Annotated in this window: 20 protein-coding genes and 1 tRNA gene; 10 read left to right on the top strand and 11 right to left on the bottom strand. The window is 64.3% G+C overall.

The genetic code is table 11. From position 1 onward, the window contains the following. Positions 1-63: 63 nt before the first annotated feature. The 4 genes from A3CW_RS0108865 to adh all read right to left on the bottom strand — a co-directional run bounded on the left by A3CW_RS0108865 (position 64) and on the right by adh (position 3,903). Positions 64-735 carry a SagB/ThcOx family dehydrogenase gene (locus A3CW_RS0108865; protein WP_028203238.1) on the bottom strand — a complete coding sequence of 224 codons (672 nt, stop codon included), beginning with the start codon at positions 733-735 and terminating at the stop codon, positions 64-66. Between the two features lie 581 nt (positions 736-1,316). Continuing rightward, a complete protein-coding gene (locus tag A3CW_RS45720) occupies positions 1,317-1,796 on the bottom strand; it encodes an AraC family transcriptional regulator (RefSeq protein WP_035512626.1) in 480 nt (159 codons plus the stop codon). A gap of 103 nt (positions 1,797-1,899) precedes the next feature. Beyond that, positions 1,900-2,280, bottom strand: coding sequence for a DUF779 domain-containing protein (locus A3CW_RS0108855; RefSeq protein WP_028203237.1), 381 nt, complete (start codon positions 2,278-2,280; stop codon positions 1,900-1,902). A 102-nt stretch (positions 2,281-2,382) separates the two neighbouring features. Further along, a complete protein-coding gene (gene adh, locus A3CW_RS0108850; protein WP_028203236.1) occupies positions 2,383-3,903 on the bottom strand; it encodes an aldehyde dehydrogenase in 1,521 nt (506 codons plus the stop codon). Positions 3,904-4,232: 329 nt separating this feature from the next. Here adh and A3CW_RS0108845 point away from each other — a divergent pair, with 329 nt between their 5' ends. After that, the gene (locus tag A3CW_RS0108845; RefSeq protein WP_028203235.1) at positions 4,233-4,427 is read left to right on the top strand and encodes a hypothetical protein; all 195 of its coding nucleotides are present in this window, start codon (positions 4,233-4,235) and stop codon (positions 4,425-4,427) included. Between the two features lie 10 nt (positions 4,428-4,437). Here the strand turns inward: A3CW_RS0108845 and A3CW_RS0108840 are convergent, their stop codons facing one another. After that, a complete protein-coding gene (locus tag A3CW_RS0108840; protein WP_245623570.1) occupies positions 4,438-4,758 on the bottom strand; it encodes a hypothetical protein in 321 nt (106 codons plus the stop codon). A 352-nt stretch (positions 4,759-5,110) separates the two neighbouring features. On the opposite strand from A3CW_RS0108840, the gene A3CW_RS0108830 reads away from it, so the two are divergent. Beyond that, positions 5,111-5,368, top strand: a complete 258-nt coding sequence (locus A3CW_RS0108830; RefSeq protein WP_051481331.1) for a hypothetical protein — start codon at positions 5,111-5,113, stop codon at positions 5,366-5,368. A 70-nt stretch (positions 5,369-5,438) separates the two neighbouring features. Here A3CW_RS0108830 and A3CW_RS0108825 read toward each other — a convergent pair. Next, positions 5,439-5,514: transfer RNA gene (locus A3CW_RS0108825), tRNA-Lys, on the bottom strand. Between the two features lie 277 nt (positions 5,515-5,791). On the opposite strand from A3CW_RS0108825, the gene A3CW_RS0108820 reads away from it, so the two are divergent. Continuing rightward, positions 5,792-6,196 carry a PaaI family thioesterase gene (locus A3CW_RS0108820; RefSeq protein WP_028203232.1) on the top strand — a complete coding sequence of 135 codons (405 nt, stop codon included), beginning with the start codon at positions 5,792-5,794 and terminating at the stop codon, positions 6,194-6,196. Between the two features lie 48 nt (positions 6,197-6,244). Further along, on the top strand, positions 6,245-7,123 hold the full coding sequence (locus A3CW_RS0108815) for a patatin-like phospholipase family protein (protein WP_028203231.1): 879 nt from the start codon (positions 6,245-6,247) through the stop codon (positions 7,121-7,123). 73 nt (positions 7,124-7,196) lie between these two features. Here the strand turns inward: A3CW_RS0108815 and A3CW_RS0108810 are convergent, their stop codons facing one another. Beyond that, positions 7,197-8,210 (bottom strand): D-2-hydroxyacid dehydrogenase family protein, encoded by a 1,014-nt coding sequence (locus A3CW_RS0108810; protein WP_028203230.1) that lies wholly within the window; start codon positions 8,208-8,210, stop codon positions 7,197-7,199. A 427-nt stretch (positions 8,211-8,637) separates the two neighbouring features. On the opposite strand from A3CW_RS0108810, the gene A3CW_RS0108805 reads away from it, so the two are divergent. Beyond that, positions 8,638-10,488: a phosphoenolpyruvate carboxykinase (GTP) gene (locus A3CW_RS0108805; protein ID WP_028203229.1), complete on the top strand. Its 1,851-nt coding sequence runs from the start codon at positions 8,638-8,640 to the stop codon at positions 10,486-10,488. Positions 10,489-10,803: 315 nt separating this feature from the next. Further along, a complete protein-coding gene (locus A3CW_RS0108800) occupies positions 10,804-11,913 on the top strand; it encodes a LysR family transcriptional regulator (RefSeq protein WP_028203228.1) in 1,110 nt (369 codons plus the stop codon). A gap of 108 nt (positions 11,914-12,021) precedes the next feature. Here the strand turns inward: A3CW_RS0108800 and A3CW_RS0108795 are convergent, their stop codons facing one another. From A3CW_RS0108795 to dprA, 3 genes are all read right to left on the bottom strand, one after another. Further along, a complete protein-coding gene (locus A3CW_RS0108795; protein WP_028203227.1) occupies positions 12,022-14,682 on the bottom strand; it encodes a DNA topoisomerase III in 2,661 nt (886 codons plus the stop codon). A 257-nt stretch (positions 14,683-14,939) separates the two neighbouring features. Next, positions 14,940-15,317: a thioredoxin family protein gene (locus A3CW_RS0108790; protein WP_028203226.1), complete on the bottom strand. Its 378-nt coding sequence runs from the start codon at positions 15,315-15,317 to the stop codon at positions 14,940-14,942. 96 nt (positions 15,318-15,413) lie between these two features. Then, positions 15,414-16,676, bottom strand: coding sequence for a DNA-processing protein DprA (dprA, locus tag A3CW_RS0108785; RefSeq protein ID WP_028203225.1), 1,263 nt, complete (start codon positions 16,674-16,676; stop codon positions 15,414-15,416). A 285-nt stretch (positions 16,677-16,961) separates the two neighbouring features. On the opposite strand from dprA, the gene def reads away from it, so the two are divergent. The 4 genes from def to htpX all read left to right on the top strand — a co-directional run bounded on the left by def (position 16,962) and on the right by htpX (position 20,285). Next, entirely contained in the window at positions 16,962-17,465 is a 504-nt protein-coding gene (def, locus tag A3CW_RS0108780; protein WP_028203224.1) for a peptide deformylase, read from the top strand. Between the two features lie 63 nt (positions 17,466-17,528). Beyond that, a complete protein-coding gene (fmt, locus tag A3CW_RS0108775; protein ID WP_028203223.1) occupies positions 17,529-18,524 on the top strand; it encodes a methionyl-tRNA formyltransferase in 996 nt (331 codons plus the stop codon). Positions 18,525-18,649: 125 nt separating this feature from the next. Further along, a complete protein-coding gene (locus tag A3CW_RS0108770) occupies positions 18,650-19,300 on the top strand; it encodes a LysE family translocator (RefSeq protein WP_028203222.1) in 651 nt (216 codons plus the stop codon). A 130-nt stretch (positions 19,301-19,430) separates the two neighbouring features. Next, complete coding sequence (gene htpX, locus A3CW_RS0108765; protein WP_028203221.1) at positions 19,431-20,285, top strand: zinc metalloprotease HtpX; 855 nt, start codon at positions 19,431-19,433, stop codon at positions 20,283-20,285. Positions 20,286-20,341: 56 nt separating this feature from the next. Here the strand turns inward: htpX and A3CW_RS0108760 are convergent, their stop codons facing one another. After that, positions 20,342-21,526 (bottom strand): hypothetical protein, encoded by a 1,185-nt coding sequence (locus A3CW_RS0108760; protein ID WP_028203220.1) that lies wholly within the window; start codon positions 21,524-21,526, stop codon positions 20,342-20,344. Between the last annotated feature and the right edge of the window lie 32 nt (positions 21,527-21,558).

Genomic DNA, 21,558 nt, shown 5'->3' with positions numbered 1-21,558 from the left:
TGATTGAAAAACAAACGCCCGGTTTCCCGGGCGTTTGTTTTTTGTACTTCCTCGCGCCGCAATTCAAACCGCAAAGCCCACCGGGATGACATAGACGACGCTCTGCCCGGCAGGCAAACCGAGCGCCTGGGCTGCCTGCGGCCCGTCGACCGCGCCCACGGGCACGGCGACGAGCCCGAGCGCGACGGCCTGCAGCAGCATGTTCTGGGCGGCGTGTCCGGCCTCGAGGTCGCTATACACACTGGCTCTCGCGCCATACCGCTGCTTGAGCCGGCTGGGATCGGCAGCCACCGCGAGCAAGGCCGGCGCCGCCCCGACAGATGCCTGGTTTAGCGCAAGCGCTTTCAGCTTGGGGCGCATATCGGGTGTCGCTCGCGTTTCGGCCCGGTGGCCGTGAGGCAGGTAGTGCATCACCTCCGCGGGGGTCACCGCGTAGAGTTCAAGCGCATACAGGGCGCCGGCCGAAGGTGCCGCGCGCTTGCCGTCCGCGCTGGTGACGCCCTGGCCGGCCCACAGCAGCTGGCCGATGGTCTCGACAGGCAGCGGGTCGGACCGGAAGGTGCGTACGGACCTGCGCCGCTGGATGGCATCCTCGAGGGAGACCGTGCCGGAGATTTTGGGCTTGGGCAGTGTGATCTCGTTGGTGTACTTCGCCGGGCTCTCCTGCGCCTGGCCGGTAGAAACTTGGGTCATTGCGCCCGCGGCCAGCACGGCCAGCAGTTCACGGCGTTTCATCCGGCGCCTCCATGAGTGAACGAGCAGGCCCGCATGGCCTTCGCGATTCTCACTATTTCACGTTTTCGAGCGACACTCGGGCCATGGCGCAATTTGATCAACAGTCACGTGCTGGCCTACTCGCAGAAGTTATAGACCGTAAATTCGAGATTGCGAGGCCCGATTTAACGTCGCGATTTTCAACAGCGAAAAAGCGCCTTTGGAGGCGCTATTTTTTGTCTGGAAGACAGCGGGAATTCGCGTCCGGCACTATCCACAGCCCCTAGCGGATAACTCCCGGAAAACCCCTGGAAATCACTGTGCATGAATCGGGGATAACTTCGGCAGCGCGCAAAATGTGGAAAAGTTGCCAGCAGCTGCCTGGCGTTGTCCCGTTAACGCCCGCAAGGTTATGTTTTTTCCACAGCCTTGTTTACTCAATGGTTTTCCGGGGTTATCCACAGAATACCCAGGGGCTTGTTAACTATTACTACGTTTACGTATACATAAGTTATTAAAACCTTAGGACCCTCGCATCGGAAACGAAGATGCCGCTGGAAAACGTCCCGGCGGCATCGTTCAAACCGTGCGAATCGCATAGCTCACGCGAGCGGGATATAGAGCTCCGTCTTCAGGTCATCCGGCGTCGCCTCATCGGGCGTATTCAGATAAACCTCGAACGATGGCGCCGAAAAGTCCGGCGTGCGTCCGAGCTTCTGCAATCCTTCGTTGTAAAACCACATCCACGCCTGGCCGAGCCCTTGATACGGCCCCTTGTGCAGCATCATCGCGTGCTCGCCGCCGCGCAGCTGGAACTTCTCGACTGGCGCCACGACCTCCACGTCGGCTTCCTGCCCCAGATGCAGCGCCGCCTTTGAGCGCAGCTTCGATTCTTCGACCGTGTTGGGATCGTCGTAATAGATGCCGACCATCTTCGAGCCCGATGTGCGCACGTTGCGCTCGCCGAGCCATTGCGCGAGCGTGTAGAACGCGTCGCCGATCTTCATGTACGGACCCACGTGGCTGACGGCGAGCAGGTCCATCGGCTCGAGGGTGAGGAGTTTCACGTCGTGGTTTTGCATGATGGCGTCTCCTGGTGCGATGGCCGCGCGAATGCGCAGCGCCTGCGAACCAAGATAGCACCACGCTCCGTGCGACGCCCCTGGCGTGCCGGGCGCCCGAGCCTCACAAACTCACGCGCGTCACCGGATGCGCCTCGAGCCACGCGTTCTCTTCGTCGTCGTAGAGCCGCGAGCGCGTGAGAAAGCGCAGGCCCGTGGGTCGTTCGAGCGAAAACATGCCGCCGTTGCCTGGCACGGCGTCGATGATGAGCTGGGTGTGCTGCCAGTACTCAAACTGCGCCTCCGTCATATAGAACGGCATCCCGCCAATTTCTCCCAACTGCACGTCGGCATTGCCGACCATGAATTCGCCGACGGGAAAGCACATGGGCGCGCTGCCGTCGCAGCAGCCGCCCGACTGGTGAAAGAGCAGGGACCCGTGCTCGCGCGCCAACTGCTCGATCAGCGCGAGCGCGGCCGGCGTGGCGGTAACGCGTTCGACCATGTCGTAACGCTCCTCTCAAGGTGCAACGAAGGGGGCGTCGCGCGCGGCCGCGGCCGCTCGACCGCACAACACCGCGCGCGACGCACAGGGCACACAGTGCGATCAGAAGAACCCGAGCGGCTGCTCGCTATAGCTCACGAGCAGGTTCTTCGTCTGCTGGTAGTGGTCGAGCATCATCTTGTGGTTCTCGCGCCCGATACCCGACTGCTTGTAGCCGCCGAACGCCGCATGCGCAGGGTAAGCGTGGTAGCAGTTGGTCCACACGCGCCCCGCCTGGATCGCGCGGCCGAAGCGGTAGGCACGCGTGCCGTCGCGCGTCCAAACGCCTGCACCGAGGCCGTAGAGCGTGTCGTTGGCGATTTCCAGTGCTTCCTCTTCGGTCTTGAAGGTTGTGACGGACACCACCGGTCCGAAAATTTCTTCCTGGAAGATGCGCATCTTGTTGTGGCCGCGGAAGACGGTCGGCTTCACGTAATAGCCCTCGCCGAGTTCGCCCGTGAGGCTGTTGCGCTCGCCGCCAATCAGGCATTGCGCGCCTTCCTGCTTGCCGAGGTCGATATACGAGAGGATCTTCTCGAGCTGCTCCTGCGAGGCCTGCGCGCCGATCATCGTTTTCGTGTCGAGCGGGTGGCCCTGCTGGATCGCCGCTACGCGCTTGAGCGCGCGCTCCATGAAGCGGTCATAGATCTTCTCGTCGATGAGCACGCGTGACGGGCACGTGCACACTTCGCCCTGATTAAGCGCGAACATCGCGAAGCCTTCGAGCGCCTTGTCGAAATAGCTGTCGTCGTGGTCGAGCACGTCGGCGAAGAAGATGTTCGGACTCTTGCCGCCCAGCTCCAGCGTCACGGGAATGATGTTCTGGCTCGCGTACTGCATGATGAGGCGGCCCGTGGTGGTTTCGCCCGTGAAGGCGATCTTGGCGATGCGCTTGTTCGAGGCGAGCGGCTTGCCGGCTTCGAGGCCGAAGCCGTTCACCACGTTGAGCACGCCGGCCGGCAGCAGGTCCTGGATCAGTTCGGTGAGCACGAGGAACGACGCGGGCGTCTGCTCGGCGGGCTTGAGCACCACGCAGTTGCCGGCCGCGAGCGCCGGCGCGAGCTTCCACGCGGCCATGAGAATCGGGAAGTTCCACGGAATGATCTGGCCGACCACGCCCAGCGGCTCATGGAAGTGATACGCGACCGTATCGTGATCGATCTCGGAGATGCCGCCTTCCTGCGCTCGCACGCAGCCCGCGAAATAGCGGAAGTGGTCGGCGGCGAGCGGGATGTCGGCGGCGAGCGTTTCGCGCAGCGGCTTGCCGTTGTCGATGGTCTCGGCCACGGCGAGCTTGTGGAGGTTCTGCTCGATGCGATCGGCAATGCGGTTGAGAATATTGGCGCGCCCGGTGGGCGAGGTCTTGCCCCAGGCGGCCTTGGCTTTGTGTGCGGCGTCGAGTGCGAGTTCGATGTCGGCTTCGCGCGAGCGCGGGATGGACGTGAACGCGTGGCCGGTGATGGGCGAAATATCGTCGAAATACTCGCCGCCGAGCGGCGCGACCCACTCGCCGCCGATGAAGTTGCCATACTGTTTCTTGTACGGGAATTCGGTGGTCAGGAATTGCATGTCCGCGTGATTCATCTGCGTGCTCCTCTGTGTTCTCGATCTCGATATGGATGGACGCGGCGAGGCCGCGCTACCGCGGCACGCTAACGCGAGAACCATGCCAGCGCGGCGGCGCAACGGCGTTGTGCCGTGCGGCAGCGGCACGGCACGCGCGCGTCATGGAAATGCGCGGTCTGCGGACTACGCGAGCCATCGCGCGATTGCGTCAGGCCGGAACAAAAGGGCGGCCAACTGCTCAAGAAGTGAACAGCCTGGCAGCGTAATCGCGGCGGGAGTCGGAGATTTGCGGCGCGCGGGCCGCACTTGCGGTAGGCTTTGCACCCGTAACAATCAGGAGAGTCTGCATGTCGAGTACATTCGTTTGCCGCAACCAGTCGTGCGGCACCCCGTGGGAACAGAGCGAGGTCGTGATCAAGAACGAAGGGCAGGGGCCCTTGTTCCGGTGTCCGCTGTGCGGCGCCCGAAACTACCTGGAGCAGTTCGAAGACGACGACGGCAAAGTCGTCTATGAACAGGTGGACGGCAAGCCGTTCCTCTGAGCGCTGGCGGCTAGAGGATCTGGGTCGCGAGCGTGACGCCGAAGAAGAAGCCGCCAATCACGCCAAGCGTGCGGCCGACCAGTAGCTGGTTCAGATCCTCGTCCAGCATCGTCGGGTCGCGCCGGTCGCGCAGGACCGTTTTGAGCAGCAAGGGGTGGATCAGGAGCGCGCAGGCGGAAATGAGCACCGGCACTGCGAGCCGCAGTGCCAGGCTGACATGCTTTTCGGGCGGAATATCCAGCCAGACCAGGAGCAGGACTAGCAGCGTGGTGACGAGCGCGCCGACGATTGCGCCTGTCACGAGCCGGTCGACAGGATGACCGTGCATCATGATCTACCTCGTAAGACGGTTAACCTGACTATGATCAACAGCTAGTCAGCCAGACCCTATAGGAAGAGTCCGAAAAGCGAGGCAGTTCGTTCGGAATGAAATAATCTGGATTCCGAAATTTCTCGCCGCCTATGGGGTGACAGACCAGGCAAGCATGGAAAGTGAATGACTGGCCTGCCGGCGAACGACGAAGCGCGAGAGTGGGGCAGCGAGGCGCCGGTTTCGGCGGCGTCGATCCCAATTTAGTCGGACTATTTGTTACCTATCCATACGGGTAGGCTGGCGAGCGCCCCGGAGCGTCCTACAGTACTTCATACGATAAGAAACCACGGCAGGACCAACGGGGATAGCCATGACATTCGTCGAACAGGAAATCGCGCACATCGCGCGCGTGATGCCGCCGTCGCTGGCTGGCGATTTCGAAATGCCGGTGATGGGGGTCGCGTACTGGCGCAAGCGCCTGCATGCGCTTCTGAAGCAAAACCATCTGACACACGTTCAGCTTTCGACCGTCGACACGCTGCTGCGCCAGCTCGACGGCTTCGAGGCGCTTGGCCGCTGGCTGCCGCGTCCGAAGCAGGCGTCGCGTCACGTGAGGCGCGTGAAGTAACTCAGGCCAGTGGCCGCGGAGAAATGCAAAAAGCCCGATCGCAAGGATCGGGCTTTTTGGCTGAATTCGCTGGTGGGGCGTGAGTGACTCGAACACTCGACCTACGGATTAAGAGTCCGCTGCTCTACCAACTGAGCTAACGCCCCCAACAGAAAAAAGATTATGCAGGACTTTTAGGGGCTTGGCAAGCCCCCTCTGTAAATTATCCGTAAATAGTTTGTCGATCCGGCGCAGGCTCCGTCTGCGCAGGCGTTTGCGCCATTACCACGGGGGCCGTGCTGTCCCGGTATGATGTCGCCACTCCTGGCATCAAGCCCGGTTTCAAGCCAGTCGCTGTGCACCGCCTGTTTGCCGAAGCCGAAGCTGGCCGAGGTCGGCGGCAATCGGCTGGAATCGTCGCACGGCAATCCACAAAGGCAAACGATGGACGACAACGCAATCGACGCGCTGCTGGAGCGCGTGCTGGCCCCGTGGGTGCGCGCGCTCGGGATGAAGCCCGTCGAGGTCTCGGAAGACAGTGCCACCCTGCGCCTGCCGTTTTCCGGCGAGCTGCGCCATTCGGGCGGCGTGATCTGCGGCCAGGTGTTCATGGCGGCGGCGGATACGGCCATGATCGTCGCGATCACGGCCGCGCTCGGTGGCTTCAAGCCCATGACGACCGTCGCGCTGAACACGAATTTCATGCGCGCGGTGCGCAAGGGCGACGTGCTCGTGACGGCGCGCGTGCTGCGCATGGGCCGTAATCTGGTGTTCGGTGAAATAGAACTCTACGACGAAGACGGCCGGATGGCGGTTCACGCGACCTCGACCTACGCGCTGCTCGATTAAGCTTGGCGCTTCCGATCGGTTTCGATCGCTTCGAAGGACGCAGAAGGCATGTTCGATCAGGTGGTTTTCGCCGGCGGCGGCAATCGCTGCTGGTGGCAGGCGGGGTTCTGGGACATCGTCCAGCCCGAACTGCGCATTCGCCCGCGCGTCATTACGGGTATTTCGGCGGGCGCGGCCACCGCGTGCATGCTCTACACGCGCGACGCCGACTGGGTCATGCGCTATTACGAGGATGCGCTGCGCCACAACAAGCGCAACGCCTACTGGGGCAATCTGCTGCGCGGCGAGTCGGTGTTTCCGCATTACCGCATCTATCGCCAGGCGCTGCTCGACATCTACGGCGAGCCGTTCACGCAGCTCCAGGACGCGCCTGAGATCCGCATCGGCGTGTCGCATGTGCCGCGTTGGCTCGGCGCGCGCAGCGCCGTGGCGGCGGGTCTCATCGCGTACAACATCGAAAAGCACATCCGTAAGACGCTGCACCCGACGCTCGGGCGCAAGCTCGGGTTTCATCCGGAGTTCGTGACGGCGCAGGAATGCGCGAGCGTCGAGGATCTCGCCGATCTCATCCTGCAGTCGTCATGCACGCCGCCGTTCACGCCGGTGCTGCGGCGCGACGGCCGCCCGGTGCTCGATGGCGGCATGGTCGACAACGTGCCGGTCGGCGCGCTCGACGACACGCCCGGCCGTGTGCTGGTGATGGTGACGCGGCTCTATCCGCGTCCGCAGATGTTCGTGGTGCGGCATCAGGCGGCGCAGGGCGTGCAGCAGCGCCTTTACGTGCAGCCGTCGGCCAGGGTGCCGATCTCGAGCTGGGACTACACGAGCCCACAGCAGATGCAGCATGCCTACAACCTCGGCCGCGTGGACGGCGAGCGTTTCCTCGCGCGTTTGCCCGAGGTCATGGAAGCGGCCGCGAACGCCTGAGCGCACGCGGCCGGATCAAAAGCAGCCGGAAAATCGCACGAAGGGCGGCGCGCGCCGCCCCGTGCAGCCGCGCTTACTTGCGGCGGCCGCCCTGCAGCGCTTCGGGGTTCGCGACGCTCACGTGATCGCCCGCGTCGAACGCGAGGATATTGCGGAACGCCCCGCCGAAGTACAGCTCGTAGCTCTCGCGCTCCACATAGCCGATGTGCGGCGTGCAGATCACGTTTTCCATGCGCAGCAGGCTGTAGCCCTGCAGGATCGGCTCGCTCTCGAACACGTCGATCGCGACCATGCCCGGCCGGTTGTGCGAGAGCGCGCCGAGCAGCGCGTTTTCTTCCATCAGCTCCGCGCGGCTCGTGTTGACGAGCAGCGACGTGGGCTTCATGCGCAGCAGATCTTCCTGCTTGACGATCCCGCGAGTGTCATCGTGCAGGCGTAGATGTAGCGACAGCACGTCGCTCTCTTCGAACAGCGCCTCGCGGCTTGCGGCGGCTTCGTAGCCGTCGGCGCGCGCCGCTTCGAGCGAATGCTCGCGGCCCCATACCAGCACGCGCATGCCAAAGGCCTTGCCGTAGCCGGCCACGAGCCGGCCGATCTTGCCGTAGCCCCAGATGCCGAGCGTCTGGCCGCGCATCACCTGGCCGAGGCCAAAGTTGGGCGGCATCGCCGAGGTCTTGAGGCCCGACTGCTGCCACGCGCCCTGCTTGAGATTGGCGACGTACTGCGGAATGCGGCGCTGCGCGGCCATGATGAGCGCCCACGTGAGTTCGGCGGGCGCGACGGGCGAACCGGTGCCTTCGAGTACGGCGATGCCGCGCTCGGTGCAGGCCTCCATGTCGATATGCGGACCGGCCTTGCCCGTCTGGCTGATCATGCGCAGATGCGGGAGCTTGTCGAGCAGTTGCGAGGTGATGCGGGTGCGTTCGCGAATCAGGACGAGCGCGTCGACTTCGGCGAGGCGGCTGGCGAGCTGGCCGAGGCCGCGCACCGTGTTGTTGAAAACCTTGACCTCGTGGTCGGCGAGCAGTTGAAAGCAGTCGAGCTTGCGGACGGCGTCCTGGTAGTCGTCAAGGATGGCAATTTTCATGGCAGCGGGTTGTTTTGCGTGTTATGCATCGCGCCTTTCGTAGCGCGACTTCGGTGTTCATCTGGTGGTTATCCCACTATGCAGCGGCGGGAAGGCTGGTATGAATATAGGGAGCCTTCACGTCGCTCGCCGCGTGCAGCAGCAGGCATTGCAATTGCGCAAGCCCGAGGCTACGCACACAGGTTTTTTGACGCGGTAATCAGCCGCGAATTTGCAACTTTTAACAGCTTGTCGGGCTCCGATGCAAGCCGCTTTACAGACGGTTTCGAACCCCAGGCTAAAGGACCTTGACGACCTGCCCAACTGCGCGAACCGATTCGCATGTTGATCTGCCATCGACATTCGGTTCGCATGCGTTGCGCCTCTCGCGAGCAGCGTCGAAAAGGGCCGATTCCTTTTTTACAGCCCTAAGAATGGAGACAGCTCGATGAACCATCCCGATTACCAAGCCCAGGCCGCCGCACAGGTGCCCGCCTGGGTCCGGCACCGGAAACTGATCGACTGGGTGCAGAAAATCGCAACGCATACGCAGCCGGATCGCATCGTGTGGTGCGACGGCTCCCAGGAAGAATACGACCGCCTGTGTGCGCAGATGGTCGACGCCGGCACGATGCGCCGCCTCAATCCGCAGAAGCGCCCGAATTCGTATCTCGCTTGCTCCGACCCTTCGGACGTCGCGCGCGTGGAAGACCGCACCTTTATCTGCTCGCCCACCAAAGAGGACGTCGGCCCCACCAACAACTGGGTCGCGCCTGCCGAAATGCGCGCGACGCTCGACGGCCTGTTCGCAGGCTCGATGCGCGGCCGCACGATGTATGTCGTGCCGTTCTCGATGGGCCCGCTCGGCTCGCCCATCGCGCATATCGGCGTGGAGCTTTCCGATAGCCCCTACGTGGCCGTGAACATGCGCATCATGACGCGCATGGGCCGCGCCGTGTACGACGTGCTCGGCGAAGACGGCCCGTTCGTGCCGTGCGTGCACAGCGTGGGCGCGCCGCTCGCCGCAGGCGAGCAGGACGTGCCGTGGCCGTGCAACAAGACGAAGTACATCGTCCATTTTCCGGAAACGCGCGAGATCTGGAGCTACGGCTCGGGTTACGGCGGCAATGCGCTGCTCGGCAAGAAGTGCTTCGCGCTGCGCATCGCTTCGACCATGGGCCGCGACGAAGGCTGGCTCGCCGAGCACATGCTGATTCTCGGCGTGCGTTCGCCGGAAGGCCGCAAGTACCATGTCGCGGCGGCGTTCCCGTCGGCATGCGGCAAGACCAACTTTGCCATGCTGATTCCGCCGCCCGCCATGAACGGCTGGGAAATCACCACGATCGGCGACGATATTGCCTGGATCAAGCCCGGCCCCGATGGCCGTCTCTATGCGATCAACCCGGAGGCCGGCTACTTCGGCGTGGCGCCGGGCACCGGTGAGAAGACCAATTTCAACGCCATGGCGACGCTCAAGGAGAACGTGATCTTCACGAACGTCGCGCTCACCGACGACGGCGACGTCTGGTGGGAAGGCATGACCGATGAGCCGCCCGCGCATGCGATCGACTGGCTCGGCAACGACTGGACGCCCGCCATCGGCAAGGAAACCGGCCGCAAGGCCGCGCATCCGAACGCGCGCTTCACGGCGCCCGCGTCGCAGTGCCCGTCGATCGATCCCGAGTGGGAGAACCCCAAGGGCGTGGCCATCGATGCGTTCATCTTCGGCGGCCGCCGTTCGACCACGGTGCCGCTCGTGACCGAGGCGCGCGACTGGACCGAGGGCGTCTATATGGCCGCGACCATGGGCTCGGAGACCACGGCTGCGGCCGCGGGGCAGCAGGGCGTCGTGCGCCGCGATCCGTTCGCGATGCTGCCGTTCTGCGGCTACAACATGGCCCACTACTTCGGCCATTGGCTCGACGTGGGCGAACGCCTCGCCAGCGCTGGCGCAACGGTGCCGCGCATCTTCTGCGTGAACTGGTTCCGCAAGGGGCCGGACGGCAAGTTCGTGTGGCCGGGCTTCGGCGAGAACATGCGCGTGCTCGAGTGGATGGTGCGCCGTATCGAGGGCAAGGCCACGGGCGACGAGCACGCATTCGGCGTGTCGCCGCGCTACGGCGATCTCGAGTGGAGCGGCCTGGACTTTAGTGAGGCGCAGTTCGAGCAGGTGATTTCGGTGGACGCCGACGCCTGGCGCGCCGAACTCGCGCTGCACGCCGAACTGTTCGACAAACTCGCGCATGGCTTGCCGCAAGTGTTGAAGGACGCTCGCAAGGCGCTGGAAACGCGTCTGTAAGCATGTGATGTGAGCGCTCGCTAACTGAATGGCCGCCTTCGGGCGGCCATTTTTATTTCCGGGGTCGAATGCATTGGTGCAGTGCAGAGGCCCGTCTGTTCGGCACCTGAGCGGTTATTTCGCTGCAATGCGCAAAATTGTTTCGTTTGAGGTAACAATCGGACCACTGTTAATGCATTTTGGGGTGCAGTCGAAGAATTCGTAAAGAAAATAAGGGCTTCGGAGGCAACTTCTGCAGGATTTCTGCTGTCGTAGGAGAATTCGCGGTTTCCTCCGCTGATTAACAGCGGGGTAGTAACAGGCAGGAGTTGTCTCATGGATCATTTGCAGTCGATGCGAGTATTCGTCAAAGTGGCCGACCTCGGCAGTTTCGCCCGGGCTGCTTCTGCGATGGATATCTCCAACGCGGTTGCGACGCGGCATGTTGCCGACCTCGAAGGTCGACTCGGCACGCGTCTGCTCAATCGCACGACCCGCAGTCTCTCCCTGACCGAATCGGGTCAGGTCTATCTCGAGCGCGCCCGCCAGATTCTCGATGAGCTCGAGGATGTCGAACAGATGGTCGTCGCGCGCAATCACGAACCCGTCGGCACGCTGCGTATCGTCGCGCCGGTCGTGTTCGGGCTCCATAATCTCGCTCCGGTGCTGCAGACGTACACGCAGCGCTATCCGCAGGTCATTCCCGACGTCACGCTGGTGGACCGTCAGGTCGATCTCGTCGAAGAGGGCTTCGATCTGGGCGTCGTGACCGCGCGCCAGATGCGCAGCGCCAGCATCGTCACGCGCCGCCTCACCACGGGTTGCATGACCGTGTGCGCCACGCCCGCGTACCTCGAAAAGCACGGCACGCCCACGCGCCCCGAGCACCTCATGGAGCACCCGAGCCTCTCGCTGCCCTCCGAGTACTGGGGTGACGAGCGCGTGTTCACGGGTCCGGACGGCGAAATCCGCGTACGCCCGACCAACGTGATCGTGGCGAACAACACCGAGATGCTGCGCCAGTTCGCGCTGCTCGGCATGGGCATCGCGATCCTGCCGAGCTATCTGATCGGCCGCGACATGACGCGCGGGCGCCTCGTACGGCTGCTTGGCGACTATCGTCTGCCGCAGGTGGAGATCAACGTCGCGTATCCGAGCCGCCGTCACCTGCCGGCCAAGGTGCGCACGTTTATCGACCACCTCGTCGAGCACTTCAGCCAGACGCCGAACAGCCAGCTCGGCGAGCAGTGGGTCAAGGACGGCCTCGCGCGCCCCGCTGTCGCGGCTCGCAATGGCGTTGCAAGCGACGACTACGATGGCGTGCAGCCCGCGCCGGGTGGCAGCCTGCACGACGGCGAGCACAACGGCATGGACGGCGAGCGTGCACCGAAGGCCGCGCGCGCTTCGGCGGCGCGCACCCGGACTTCGGCGATTTCGCCGCTATAAGCCCGTTATCCCCGTCCATCGGTCGATAAAAAAGGCGCAGCTTCGTGAGAAGCTGCGCCTTTTTGCCTGCTTGCGCGCGGGCCGGTGACGGCCCGCGAAAGGACGGCTTTACGACCCCGTCTTGCGTGCCGGTGTCTTGCGTGCGGCGGTCTTGCGCGCCGGTGCGGCTTTGGCGGCCGCCGTCTTGCGCGCGGGCTTCGCCTTGCCTTCTTCCGCCGAATCTGCCGCGTCGTTCGCGGCATCGTCCGTGGTGGCCTCAGCCGATGCAGCCGACTTCTTTGCGGCTGTCTTGGCCGCCGTCTTCGCGCTCGGTTCCTTCTTCTCGAACTCGAAGCCGATCTTGCCGTCCGGCTGCTTGACGAGGAAAGCCTTGAAGTTGCGGCCCGTCCGCGACGACTTGAAGTTGGTCAGCAAGTCGGTGCGGCCCTCGGCCAGCAGCTTGGCCATCTGGTCGCGCGCGATCTCCTGCTGCAGGATCACCTTGCCCGAGCGGAAATCGCAGCTCTTCGGATTCGCAACCGAGTGCTCGCACACGTAGCTCATGCCGTGCTCGTACACGCGCCCCTTGCATTTCGGGCACGCGCCCACCGGTTCCTGCTGCGAGAAGTCGGGCGCTTCGCCATCCTCCGCGCCAGAGTCCTGGCCGAAATCGAACTCGAGCTTGTAGTTCTTGATTTCGTCGTCGAACGAGAGCTTGAGGATGGCCGAGAACGGCCGGCCCATCTTGCTGCGGAAGCCCGAGAGCGGGCCAATCGTCTTGTTCTGGAGCAGTTCTTCCACTTCGGGGATTTCGAACTGACGGCCGCCCGGAATCTTCGAGATCGAGAACTCGCACTTCGTGCATGCGAAGCGGCGGTAGTTTTCCTTCACTTGGCCGCCGCAATTCGGACACGGCGTTTGAAGCGTCGCGTAGTCGCCGGGGATCGTGTCCGAGTCGTATTCCTTCGCGCGCTTCACGATGGTCTGCGTCATGCGGGCGATTTCCTGCATGAACGCGTCACGCGGGAGCTTGCCGCGCTCCATCTGCGAAAGCTTGTACTCCCATTCGCCAGTGAGTTCCGGCGCGGTGAGTTCTTTCACGTCGAGACCCCGCAGCAGCGTCATGAGCTGGAACGCCTTGGCCGTGGGGATCAGTTCGCGGCCTTCGCGCACGAGATACTTTTCGCCGAGCAGACCCTCGATGATCGCCGCGCGCGTGGCCGGCGTGCCAAGGCCCTTGGCGGCCATGGCCTCGCGCAGCTCTTCGTCGTCGACGAGCTTGCCCGCGCCTTCCATGGCCGAGAGCAGCGTCGCTTCGTTGTAGCGCGCGGGCGGCTTGGTCACGAGCTGGTGCGCCGCGATCTTGTCGGTCTTGACCTTCTCGTCCTTCTTCACCGGCACGAGGTTGGCGTCATCGCCGCCCGCGTCGCGGCCGTAGACCTGCAGCCAGCCCGGCTCGACCAGCACCTTGCCTTCGGTCTTGAAGTGATGCCCGGCGACTTCGGTGATACGCGTGGTGACGCGATATTCCGCCGCCGGGAAGAACACGGCGAGGAAGCGCTTCACGACGAGGTCGTACAGCTTCTGTTCGGGCTCCGAGAGCGACTTCGGCGCCTGCAGCGTGGGGATGATGGCGAAGTGGTCACTGATCTTCGAGTTGTCGAAAATGCGCTTGTTCGGCTTCACCCAGCCCTTGTCGAGCACCTGCTTGGCGTGCGGCAGGTAGTTGTTGCTCTCCTTGAGCATCTCGAGCGTGTGCTTGACCGTTTCGAGATAGTCCTCGGGCAGCGCGCGCGCGTCGGTACGCGGATAGGTGAGCACCTTGTGCTTTTCGTACAGCGCCTGGGCGAGGCCGAGCGTGTTCTTGGCCGAAAAGCCGAAGCGGCCGTTGGCTTCACGCTGCAGGCTCGTCAGGTCGAAGAGCGCGGGCGAGAGCTGGGTGGACGGCTTCGATTCCTCGCTGACCGTGCCTTCGCGGCCGTGGCAGGCGGCGACGATGCTCTCGGCGGCCGGCACGCTCCAGAGGCGCGAGTCGCGCTTTTCCGGATCGAATTCGTCCCTCTTGAATTTCGGGTCGTACCAGCGGCCTTCGTAGAAGCCACCCGCGCAGACGAACTCCGCACGCACTTCCCAATAATCGCGCGGGATGAAACGGCGAATTTTCTCTTCGCGTTCGACGACGATTGACAACGTTGGCGTCTGAACACGGCCGACGGTCGTGAGGAAGAAGCCACCGCCCTTGCTGTTGAAAGCGGTCATCGCGCGCGTGCCGTTGATGCCGACGAGCCAGTCGGCTTCCGAGCGGCAGCGGGCGGCGTCGGCGAGCGGCTGCATGTCGTGGTCGCTGCGCAGGTTCGCGAAGCCGTCGCGGATCGCCTGCGGCGTCATCGACTGGAGCCACAGGCGCTGGACCGGCTGCTTCGCCTTTGCGTGCTGCGCGATGAGGCGGAAGATCAGCTCGCCCTCGCGCCCCGCGTCGCAGGCGTTGATGAGTTGCGTGACGTCCTTGCGCTTCATCAGCTTGTTGAGCACCTTGAGCCGCGATTCGCTCTTGGCGATCGGGTTCAGGTCGAAGTGCGGCGGGATCACGGGCAGGTGAGCGAAGCTCCACTTGCCGCGCTTGACCTCGTATTCTTCCGGCGCTGCGATTTCCAGCAGATGGCCGACTGCCGACGAGAGTACGTAGTCGTCGCTCTCGTAGTACTCGTCATGCTTGGTAAAACCGCCCAGCGCGCGCGCGATGTCGTTCGCGACGGACGGCTTCTCGGCGATGATCAGAGCTTTGGACATGACTGGTTGCTTGTGGGTGTATCCGGTTGGCGCCCCGGGGCCGATGCCACCTGAATGGGCGCTTGGGCGCGATGCCCGGCGTTGCTGCCCCGCTCGGGGGGCCGTTCTCGACCGCTTTATAGCACATGGCGCGTCGGCGTCGATTTTTGCGTCATCTCATGACGACACCCGCGCACCCGCCAGGGCGCCCAATCATAAGGGCGCGCCACGCCGCGCGGCAAGCGGTGTGCCTGAGCGGGGTCAGATGTGGAGTGCGCTCAAACTACAGCCAGCGCGGGTCGCAGCTTGGGCGCGTCGGACACGCCCGGCAGCGCGCTGAGGTCCGAGAGCATGCGCTCGACCACGGCGGCGTGCGGCAGGACCGTGCCGAAAAAGCGCGTGGCGTGACCGTCCTCGATCAGGATGGTCGGGAAGTTCTCTACATCGAGATCGTCGAAGCGATCGGCATGGGTTTCGATGTCGATGTACGCGAAGCAGACGTCGGGATGCGCCTCGGCGATGCGGTCGAACGTGGCACGGTAGTCGCGGCACGTCCCGCACCACTGCGCGCACAGGCACGCGACGAACAGCGTGTCCTGATTGCTGACGCGCTCGGCGATCTGGTCGGCGTCGGTGTCGAGGTCTAGCGCGGGCATGGTCGTTCCTTGCGTTCTCTTATATATAGAGCGGGGTATTTGGCGCGAATGTATCACGGCGGCGCGCGGGCGGTGATGCTCCCCCAATCCGCGGCATCAGCCGCACGAAGCCCGCACGAACCAGCCGCCGGGCAGGGCGTCGAGGTGTCCCGCGAGTTCGAGTTGCAGCAGCGTGCCTTGCAGCACCGCTTCGGCCATATCGGTGCGCTGCGCGAGGATTTCAACCGTGGCCGGCGCGTGACCGAGCGCTTCGAGCAGGCGCCGGGCTTCGGCGCCAAGGCTGGCAAGCGATTTTCGTGCTTCAGCGCGATGTGCAGTCGGTGGCTCGGGACGGGGCAATTCGAGCGCCAACTGTGGCGTCTCGCTTGTGTCGTCGCGCTGGATGCGATCGACGGGAACCGGGACCTTCTGCCGGCGTTGTTCCCGCGGCGACGCGAGCGCGCGCCCGGCACCCGGGGGTTGCCCAACATTGAGCGCATCGAGCACTTCTTCGGGCGATTCGACCAGCTGCGCGCCCTGCTTGATGAGCCCGTGGCAGCCGCGCGTGAGCGGCGCATGAATCGAGCCGGGCAGCGCGAATACGTCGCGTCCCATTTCGTTGGCGAGCCTTGCCGTGATGAGCGAGCCGGAACGTTGCGCGGCCTCGACCACCACCACGCCTTCGACGAGCGCGGCAATCACGCGGTTGCGCTGCGGAAAGTTCGCCGAGCGCGCCGGCGTGCCGAGCGGCCATTCGGAGACGAGCGCGCCGTGCGCGGCGATCTGCGTGGCGAGCGGATGATGCGCCGGGGGATAGACGAGATCCGCGCCGGTGCCGATCACGGCGACGGTGCCGCCCTGCTCGTGAAGTGCGCCGCGATGCGCAGCGCCGTCCACGCCGAGCGCGAGCCCCGAGACGACCGTGAGACCCGACGCGGCGAGCATGCGCGCGAAGCGCGCTGCGTCCTCGACGGCCTGCGGCGTGGCGTTGCGGCTGCCCACGACGGCTACCGCGCGTGCGTGGAGCAGTTCGAGCCGGCCCTTTGCATAGAGCAGCGGCGGTGGATCGGGCATGTCGAGCAGGCGGGCCGGATAGGCCGGGTCGGCAAGCGTGATGAGCGCGTTGCCGGGTGCCGCTCGCCAGGCCTGCAGGGCTTCGAGTTGTGCCGCGAAGTCCGGCCGGGGCTCGGCGAGGGCGGCGTGGGCGGCTTGCGCACCCGCCACCGCGGCGAGTGCGGCGAACGGTTGGGCCAGCACGTTTTGAGGCAGACCGAACGCGCCGAGCAGCGCACGCAGCGCAGCGGGCCTCAGACCGCGCGCGAGAGCGAGGCGCAGCCAGGCGGCCAGTTCCTCGGCAGATATCGGCAAGGTCGTCGGCATTGCGTTCCCCGGGCGCGGACGGTTTGCCGCACCTCGTGATAAAATTTTCACCATCCGAAATACACCGTGGCGTCTTTACCCGTGGCATTGCGCGCACGCCTTCGCGCGCAGCGCGTCCGCACGGGCGATAAGCGCGTTCAACGTTGAATTGCGGCCCTTTCGTCCGAATATGAGGAGATATCCTCCGTATCCGGCCTGGGACCCGCAAGCTGGCCGAATGGCCAGGCCGCGCATCGTTCCCTGTTCCTGGCTCTTTCAGGCGCCCAACGAGAAACCCGTCAAATCATGGCTCTACTGAACATTCTTCATTACCCGGACAAGCGTCTGCACAAGGTCGCGAAGCCGGTCGAGGTGGTCAATGACCGCATCCGCAAACTGGTCGCCGACATGGCCGAAACCATGTACGCCGCGCCGGGCGTCGGTCTCGCGGCCACCCAGGTCGACGTGCATGAGCGCGTCGTGGTGATCGACGTTTCCGACGCGCACGACGAACTGCGCGTGTTCATCAACCCGGAAATCATCTGGTCGAGCGACGAGCGCGAAGTGCATGAGGAAGGCTGTCTTTCCGTGCCGGGCATCTACGATGAAGTCGAGCGCGCGGAAAAGGTGCGCGTGCGCGCGATGAACGAAAAGGGCGAGACCTACGAGATCGACTGCGAAGGGCTGCTCGCCGTGTGCATCCAGCACGAAATGGATCACCTGATGGGCAAGGTGTTCGTCGAATACCTCTCGTCGCTCAAGCAGACGCGCATCCGCAGCAAGATGAAGAAGCTCGAACGGGCGATGTAAGCGCGATCCGCGCCGTCTCTTTCTTCATCAACCCGCTTTCAGCGAACTGAGCACCGAGCGCCCATGAGCCACACCCTTCGCGTCATCTTCGCCGGCACGCCGGAATTCGCCGCCGCGGCGCTCGCGGCGATTCACGAAGCGGGCTTCGCCGTGCCGCTCGTCCTGACCCAGCCCGACCGCCCGGCAGGCCGCGGCATGAAGCTCCAGGCAAGCCCGGTCAAGCGCTATGCGCAGGAGCACGGCATGGCCGTCGCCCAGCCACCGTCGCTGCGCCGCACGGGCAAGTACCCGCAGGAAGCCGCCGCGGCGCTGGACCTGCTGCGCGCCACGCCGCACGACGTGATGGTGGTCGCGGCCTACGGGCTGTTGCTGCCGCAGGAAGTGCTGGACATCCCGCCGCGCGGCTGTATCAACATTCATGGATCTATCCTGCCGCGCTGGCGCGGCGCGGCGCCGATTCATCGCGCGATCGAAGCCGGCGACGCCGAAACCGGCATCACGCTCATGCAGATGGACGCGGGGCTCGACACCGGCCCGATGATCTCCGAGGTGCGCACGCCGATCGCGCCGGGCGACACCACGGCGACGCTGCACGACCGCCTTGCGCAACTCGGCGCAAAGCTGATCATGGATGGGCTCGTCGCGCTCGAGCGCGACGGTGCGCTGCCCGCCACGCCGCAGCCGGCAGAAGGCGCGACTTACGCCGAAAAGATCGGCAAGCAGGAAGCCGCGCTCGACTGGCGCCGGCCAGCGGTGGCGCTCGCGCGGCAGATTCGCGCGTTCGACCCGTTCCCAGGCGGCGCGGCCACGCTGGACGGCGCGCAGCTCAAGCTGTGGGCCGCCGAGCCGGTAGCGCGTCCGGCGGGCACCGCCGGCGAGCCGGGCGAGATTCTCGAAGTGAGCCCGGCGGGCGTGGTGGTGGCCTGCGGCGAGGGCGCGCTGCGCCTCACGCAGCTGCAAAAGCCGGGCGGCAAGCGGCTGCCCGCGCGCGAATTCCTGGCCGGCATGCCGCTGACGGCGGGGCAGAGGTTCCAGTTGCCCGAGACCCCTGCGGCCTGAGCCAGGGCTCGCGCCATTGCCTGAACGCCCTCACCTGAAAATGGCAGGTACGCCAAACGCCGCGCGGTTCCCGGCGCGCTAGAATCAATGGCGTTTGAAGCGCGTTTTTCGATTTTGAGGTTGTCATGCTCGGCATTACCCATTTCGGTTTCTTCGTCGTCGCCGTATTTCTCCTGAACGTGACGCCGGGGCCCGACACGGCCTATATCGTCGGCCGCAGCGTCGCGCAGGGCCGCGGCGCGGGCCTCGTTTCCGCACTGGGTATCTCGGCGGGCTGCTGTGTGCACACGCTCGCCTGCGCGTTCGGTTTGACCGCGCTGCTCGCGGCGTCGGCCACCGCGTTCACGGTCATCAAGATCGTCGGCGCGATCTATCTCGTGTATCTCGGCGTGCGCCTCGTGCTCACGAAGCACGATGTCAGGCCAGCCGAAGGCGCCGCTCAGGCCGCGGCCCCTGCCGCCGCGCCGCGCCCGCTGCGCCAGCTGTTCGTTGCGGGTTTCTGCACCAACGTGCTCAATCCGAAGGTGGTGCTGTTCTTCGTCTCGTTTTTCCCGCAGTTCGTGACCACGGGGACGGAGCACAAGGCCCTCGCTTTCCTCACGCTCGGCGCCGTGTTCTTGCTGATGAGCACGGTCTGGAACAGCTTCGTCGCGTGGGTGGCGGGCAGCGTCACGCAGCGCTTCTCGGGCAAGCCGGGCGTGAAGAAGTGGCTCGACCGCACGGTCGGTTCGGCGTTCGTCGGGCTGGGCCTGAAGCTCGCGACCGCCACGCGCTGAGATTGAATTTTTCGGACCTGCCCATATCTAACAAATCGCTTACAATGCGCTCGCCTGGCGCCAGCTGACCGGCTGGCGGCGGGCGTTTAACGATCGATTTGATGCCCTCGCGGGTGAAGGAGCACAGCACATGTTCAACTGGGTCAAAACCGCGATGTTGATGGCCGCGATTACGGCCCTTTTCATCGTGATTGGCGGGCTGATCGGCGGGCATCGCGGGATGGTGCTGGCGCTGTTCTTCGCGCTCGCCATGAACTTCTTCTCGTACTGGTATTCGGACAAGATGGTCCTGCGCATGTACAACGCGCAGGAAGTCGACGAGACCACGGCGCCGCAGTTCTATCGCATGGTCCGCGATCTGGCCACGCGGGCGGGCTTGCCGATGCCGCGCGTCTACCTCATCAACGAGGACGCGCCCAACGCCTTCGCCACGGGCCGCAACCCCGAGCACGCCGCGGTCGCGGCGACCACGGGCATCCTGCGCGTGCTGTCCGAGCGCGAAATGCGCGGCGTCATGGCGCACGAGCTGTCGCACGTGAAGCACCGGGACATTCTCATCTCGACCATCTCGGCCACCATGGCCGGCGCGATCTCGGCGCTCGCCAACTTTGCGATGATCTTCGGCGGCCGCGACGAAAGCGGCCGCCGGGCGAACCCCATCGCGAGCATTGCCGTTGCGCTGCTCGCGCCGATCGCGGGCGCGCTGATCCAGATGGCGATTTCGCGTGCGCGCGAGTTCGAGGCAGACCGCGGCGGCGCCGAGATTTCCGGTGATCCGCAGGCGCTCGCCTCGGCGCTCGACAAAATCCATCGCTACGCGCAGGGCATTCCGTTCCCGGCGGCCGAACAGCATCCGGCCACGGCGCAGATGATGATCATGAATCCGCTTTCCGGCGGCGGCTTGCAGAACCTCTTTAGCACGCACCCGGCCACGGAAGAGCGCATCCGCCGGTTGATGGAGATGGCTGCAGGCGGCGGACGCTAAAGCGACGACCGGTAACGGGTAACGAAAAAAACGCCTCTTCGGAGGCGTTTTTTTATTCAGCCCGTCGCCGCGGCGTCGCCGTCCACGTGTCGAGCGCCCGCTCGGGCCGAAACCCGCAATGCCCGTTGACGCAGCGAAACCACGAAGAACACGAAATAAACGCCGATGAACCAGGACACGTCGAGCGCGTAGTAGACGTGCCCGAACTTGACGACGATCCACGCGGCGATGAACGCCAGTGGTACGGCGTAGAAAAACACGCGATCCATCCGGTTATCGTCGTTGCTGCTCTGGAAGAGCGAAACGTAGCAGCACGCAAAAAACGGCGCGATGTCGTATTCCTTCATTCTCGGATTCAGCGCGAGACAGAACGCGAGCACATAGAACAGCCTGCCGGGCACGCTTTCGTTTTCGGCAACCATGAGCCGTCGCCCGCGCAATGGATTGACCGCGTACGCGAATAGCGCCACGACCACCAGTTCGTAGAACAGGACGTCCTCCAGGGTCGATAACGCGCGCACGTGTTGTTCGAGTATCCCGAACAGCACGAGCCCGGAATCGTTCTGGGCGAGCATCTGCCAGCGCAGCAGGGTTTCGAAGTCGGTCCACAGACGCGGTTCCAGCGCGAGCTGCGCGATGGTTGCGAGCGCAACACACAAGGGCACGGCGAAGAAGTAGCGCGTGCCTTTGGGGATAAAAAAGAACACGACGGCGTAGGTCAGGAAATAGATCTTGATCGAGGCAAACAGGGCGATGAAAAAAGCCAGCGCGCAGTACTTTGCCGTCGCGTTGCCGCTTTGCTGCGAAGAATGCGGTGAAGCGTCCCGCGAAGCCGCATAAAAAAGCGCAATGATCAGCAAGTGGCCGAAGATCGCAAAATTCCCCGTGAGGATGCCGCCCACGCCCGAGCCGCCGGTCAGAAACCCCAACGCACCTGCGACGACGAAATCCGCATGCCGGATGCTGTAGGCGAGATAGATCAGCGACGCGACAACGAATGCCAGATAAAGCCAGTGAAACGGCACGCGCGAAAAGAGATTCAGGAAGAGGGGCGGATAGACGAAGGGGAATCCGTGCGGGATATACGGGTTCGCGCCGCGCTTGAACTGATCCAGCGCGTACGCGTACACCTTGTAGTCCCAGAAGGGCGAGAACAGCTTTCCCCGTCCCTGCTGGTACACGGAAAAAAGCGCAACGAAGGCGAGGAACGCGAAGTCTTGTTTCTTCCCGAGTAGTTTCATGATGGCCGCTACGACGCAGGGAGGAGGGGCAT

It is taken from the genome of Paraburkholderia nodosa DSM 21604 (assembly GCF_000519185.1).
Lineage (GTDB): Bacteria > Pseudomonadota > Gammaproteobacteria > Burkholderiales > Burkholderiaceae > Paraburkholderia > Paraburkholderia nodosa.
This window is presented reverse-complemented; position numbering and strand designations above follow the sequence as displayed.

Excerpts from the sequence above, each read along its gene's own strand:
- A3CW_RS0108760 (WP_028203220.1), bottom strand. The coding sequence starts at position 21,526 with ATGAAACTACTCGGGAAGAAACAAGACTTCGCGTTCCTCGCCTTCGTT.
- A3CW_RS0108805 (WP_028203229.1), top strand. The coding sequence starts at position 8,638 with ATGAACCATCCCGATTACCAAGCCCAGGCCGCCGCACAGGTGCCCGCC.
- A3CW_RS0108790 (WP_028203226.1), bottom strand. The coding sequence starts at position 15,317 with ATGCCCGCGCTAGACCTCGACACCGACGCCGACCAGATCGCCGAGCGC.
- def (WP_028203224.1), top strand. The coding sequence starts at position 16,962 with ATGGCTCTACTGAACATTCTTCATTACCCGGACAAGCGTCTGCACAAG.
- fmt (WP_028203223.1), top strand. The coding sequence starts at position 17,529 with ATGAGCCACACCCTTCGCGTCATCTTCGCCGGCACGCCGGAATTCGCC.
- A3CW_RS0108865 (WP_028203238.1), bottom strand. The coding sequence starts at position 735 with ATGAAACGCCGTGAACTGCTGGCCGTGCTGGCCGCGGGCGCAATGACC.
- A3CW_RS0108845 (WP_028203235.1), top strand. The coding sequence starts at position 4,233 with ATGTCGAGTACATTCGTTTGCCGCAACCAGTCGTGCGGCACCCCGTGG.
- adh (WP_028203236.1), bottom strand. The coding sequence starts at position 3,903 with ATGAATCACGCGGACATGCAATTCCTGACCACCGAATTCCCGTACAAG.
- A3CW_RS0108810 (WP_028203230.1), bottom strand. The coding sequence starts at position 8,210 with ATGAAAATTGCCATCCTTGACGACTACCAGGACGCCGTCCGCAAGCTC.
- A3CW_RS0108830 (WP_051481331.1), top strand. The coding sequence starts at position 5,111 with ATGACATTCGTCGAACAGGAAATCGCGCACATCGCGCGCGTGATGCCG.
- A3CW_RS0108815 (WP_028203231.1), top strand. The coding sequence starts at position 6,245 with ATGTTCGATCAGGTGGTTTTCGCCGGCGGCGGCAATCGCTGCTGGTGG.
- A3CW_RS0108855 (WP_028203237.1), bottom strand. The coding sequence starts at position 2,280 with ATGGTCGAACGCGTTACCGCCACGCCGGCCGCGCTCGCGCTGATCGAG.
- A3CW_RS0108820 (WP_028203232.1), top strand. The coding sequence starts at position 5,792 with ATGGACGACAACGCAATCGACGCGCTGCTGGAGCGCGTGCTGGCCCCG.
- A3CW_RS0108840 (WP_245623570.1), bottom strand. The coding sequence starts at position 4,758 with ATGATGCACGGTCATCCTGTCGACCGGCTCGTGACAGGCGCAATCGTC.
- A3CW_RS0108770 (WP_028203222.1), top strand. The coding sequence starts at position 18,650 with ATGCTCGGCATTACCCATTTCGGTTTCTTCGTCGTCGCCGTATTTCTC.
- htpX (WP_028203221.1), top strand. The coding sequence starts at position 19,431 with ATGTTCAACTGGGTCAAAACCGCGATGTTGATGGCCGCGATTACGGCC.
- A3CW_RS0108800 (WP_028203228.1), top strand. The coding sequence starts at position 10,804 with ATGGATCATTTGCAGTCGATGCGAGTATTCGTCAAAGTGGCCGACCTC.
- dprA (WP_028203225.1), bottom strand. The coding sequence starts at position 16,676 with ATGCCGACGACCTTGCCGATATCTGCCGAGGAACTGGCCGCCTGGCTG.
- A3CW_RS0108795 (WP_028203227.1), bottom strand. The coding sequence starts at position 14,682 with ATGTCCAAAGCTCTGATCATCGCCGAGAAGCCGTCCGTCGCGAACGAC.
- A3CW_RS45720 (WP_035512626.1), bottom strand. The coding sequence starts at position 1,796 with ATGCAAAACCACGACGTGAAACTCCTCACCCTCGAGCCGATGGACCTG.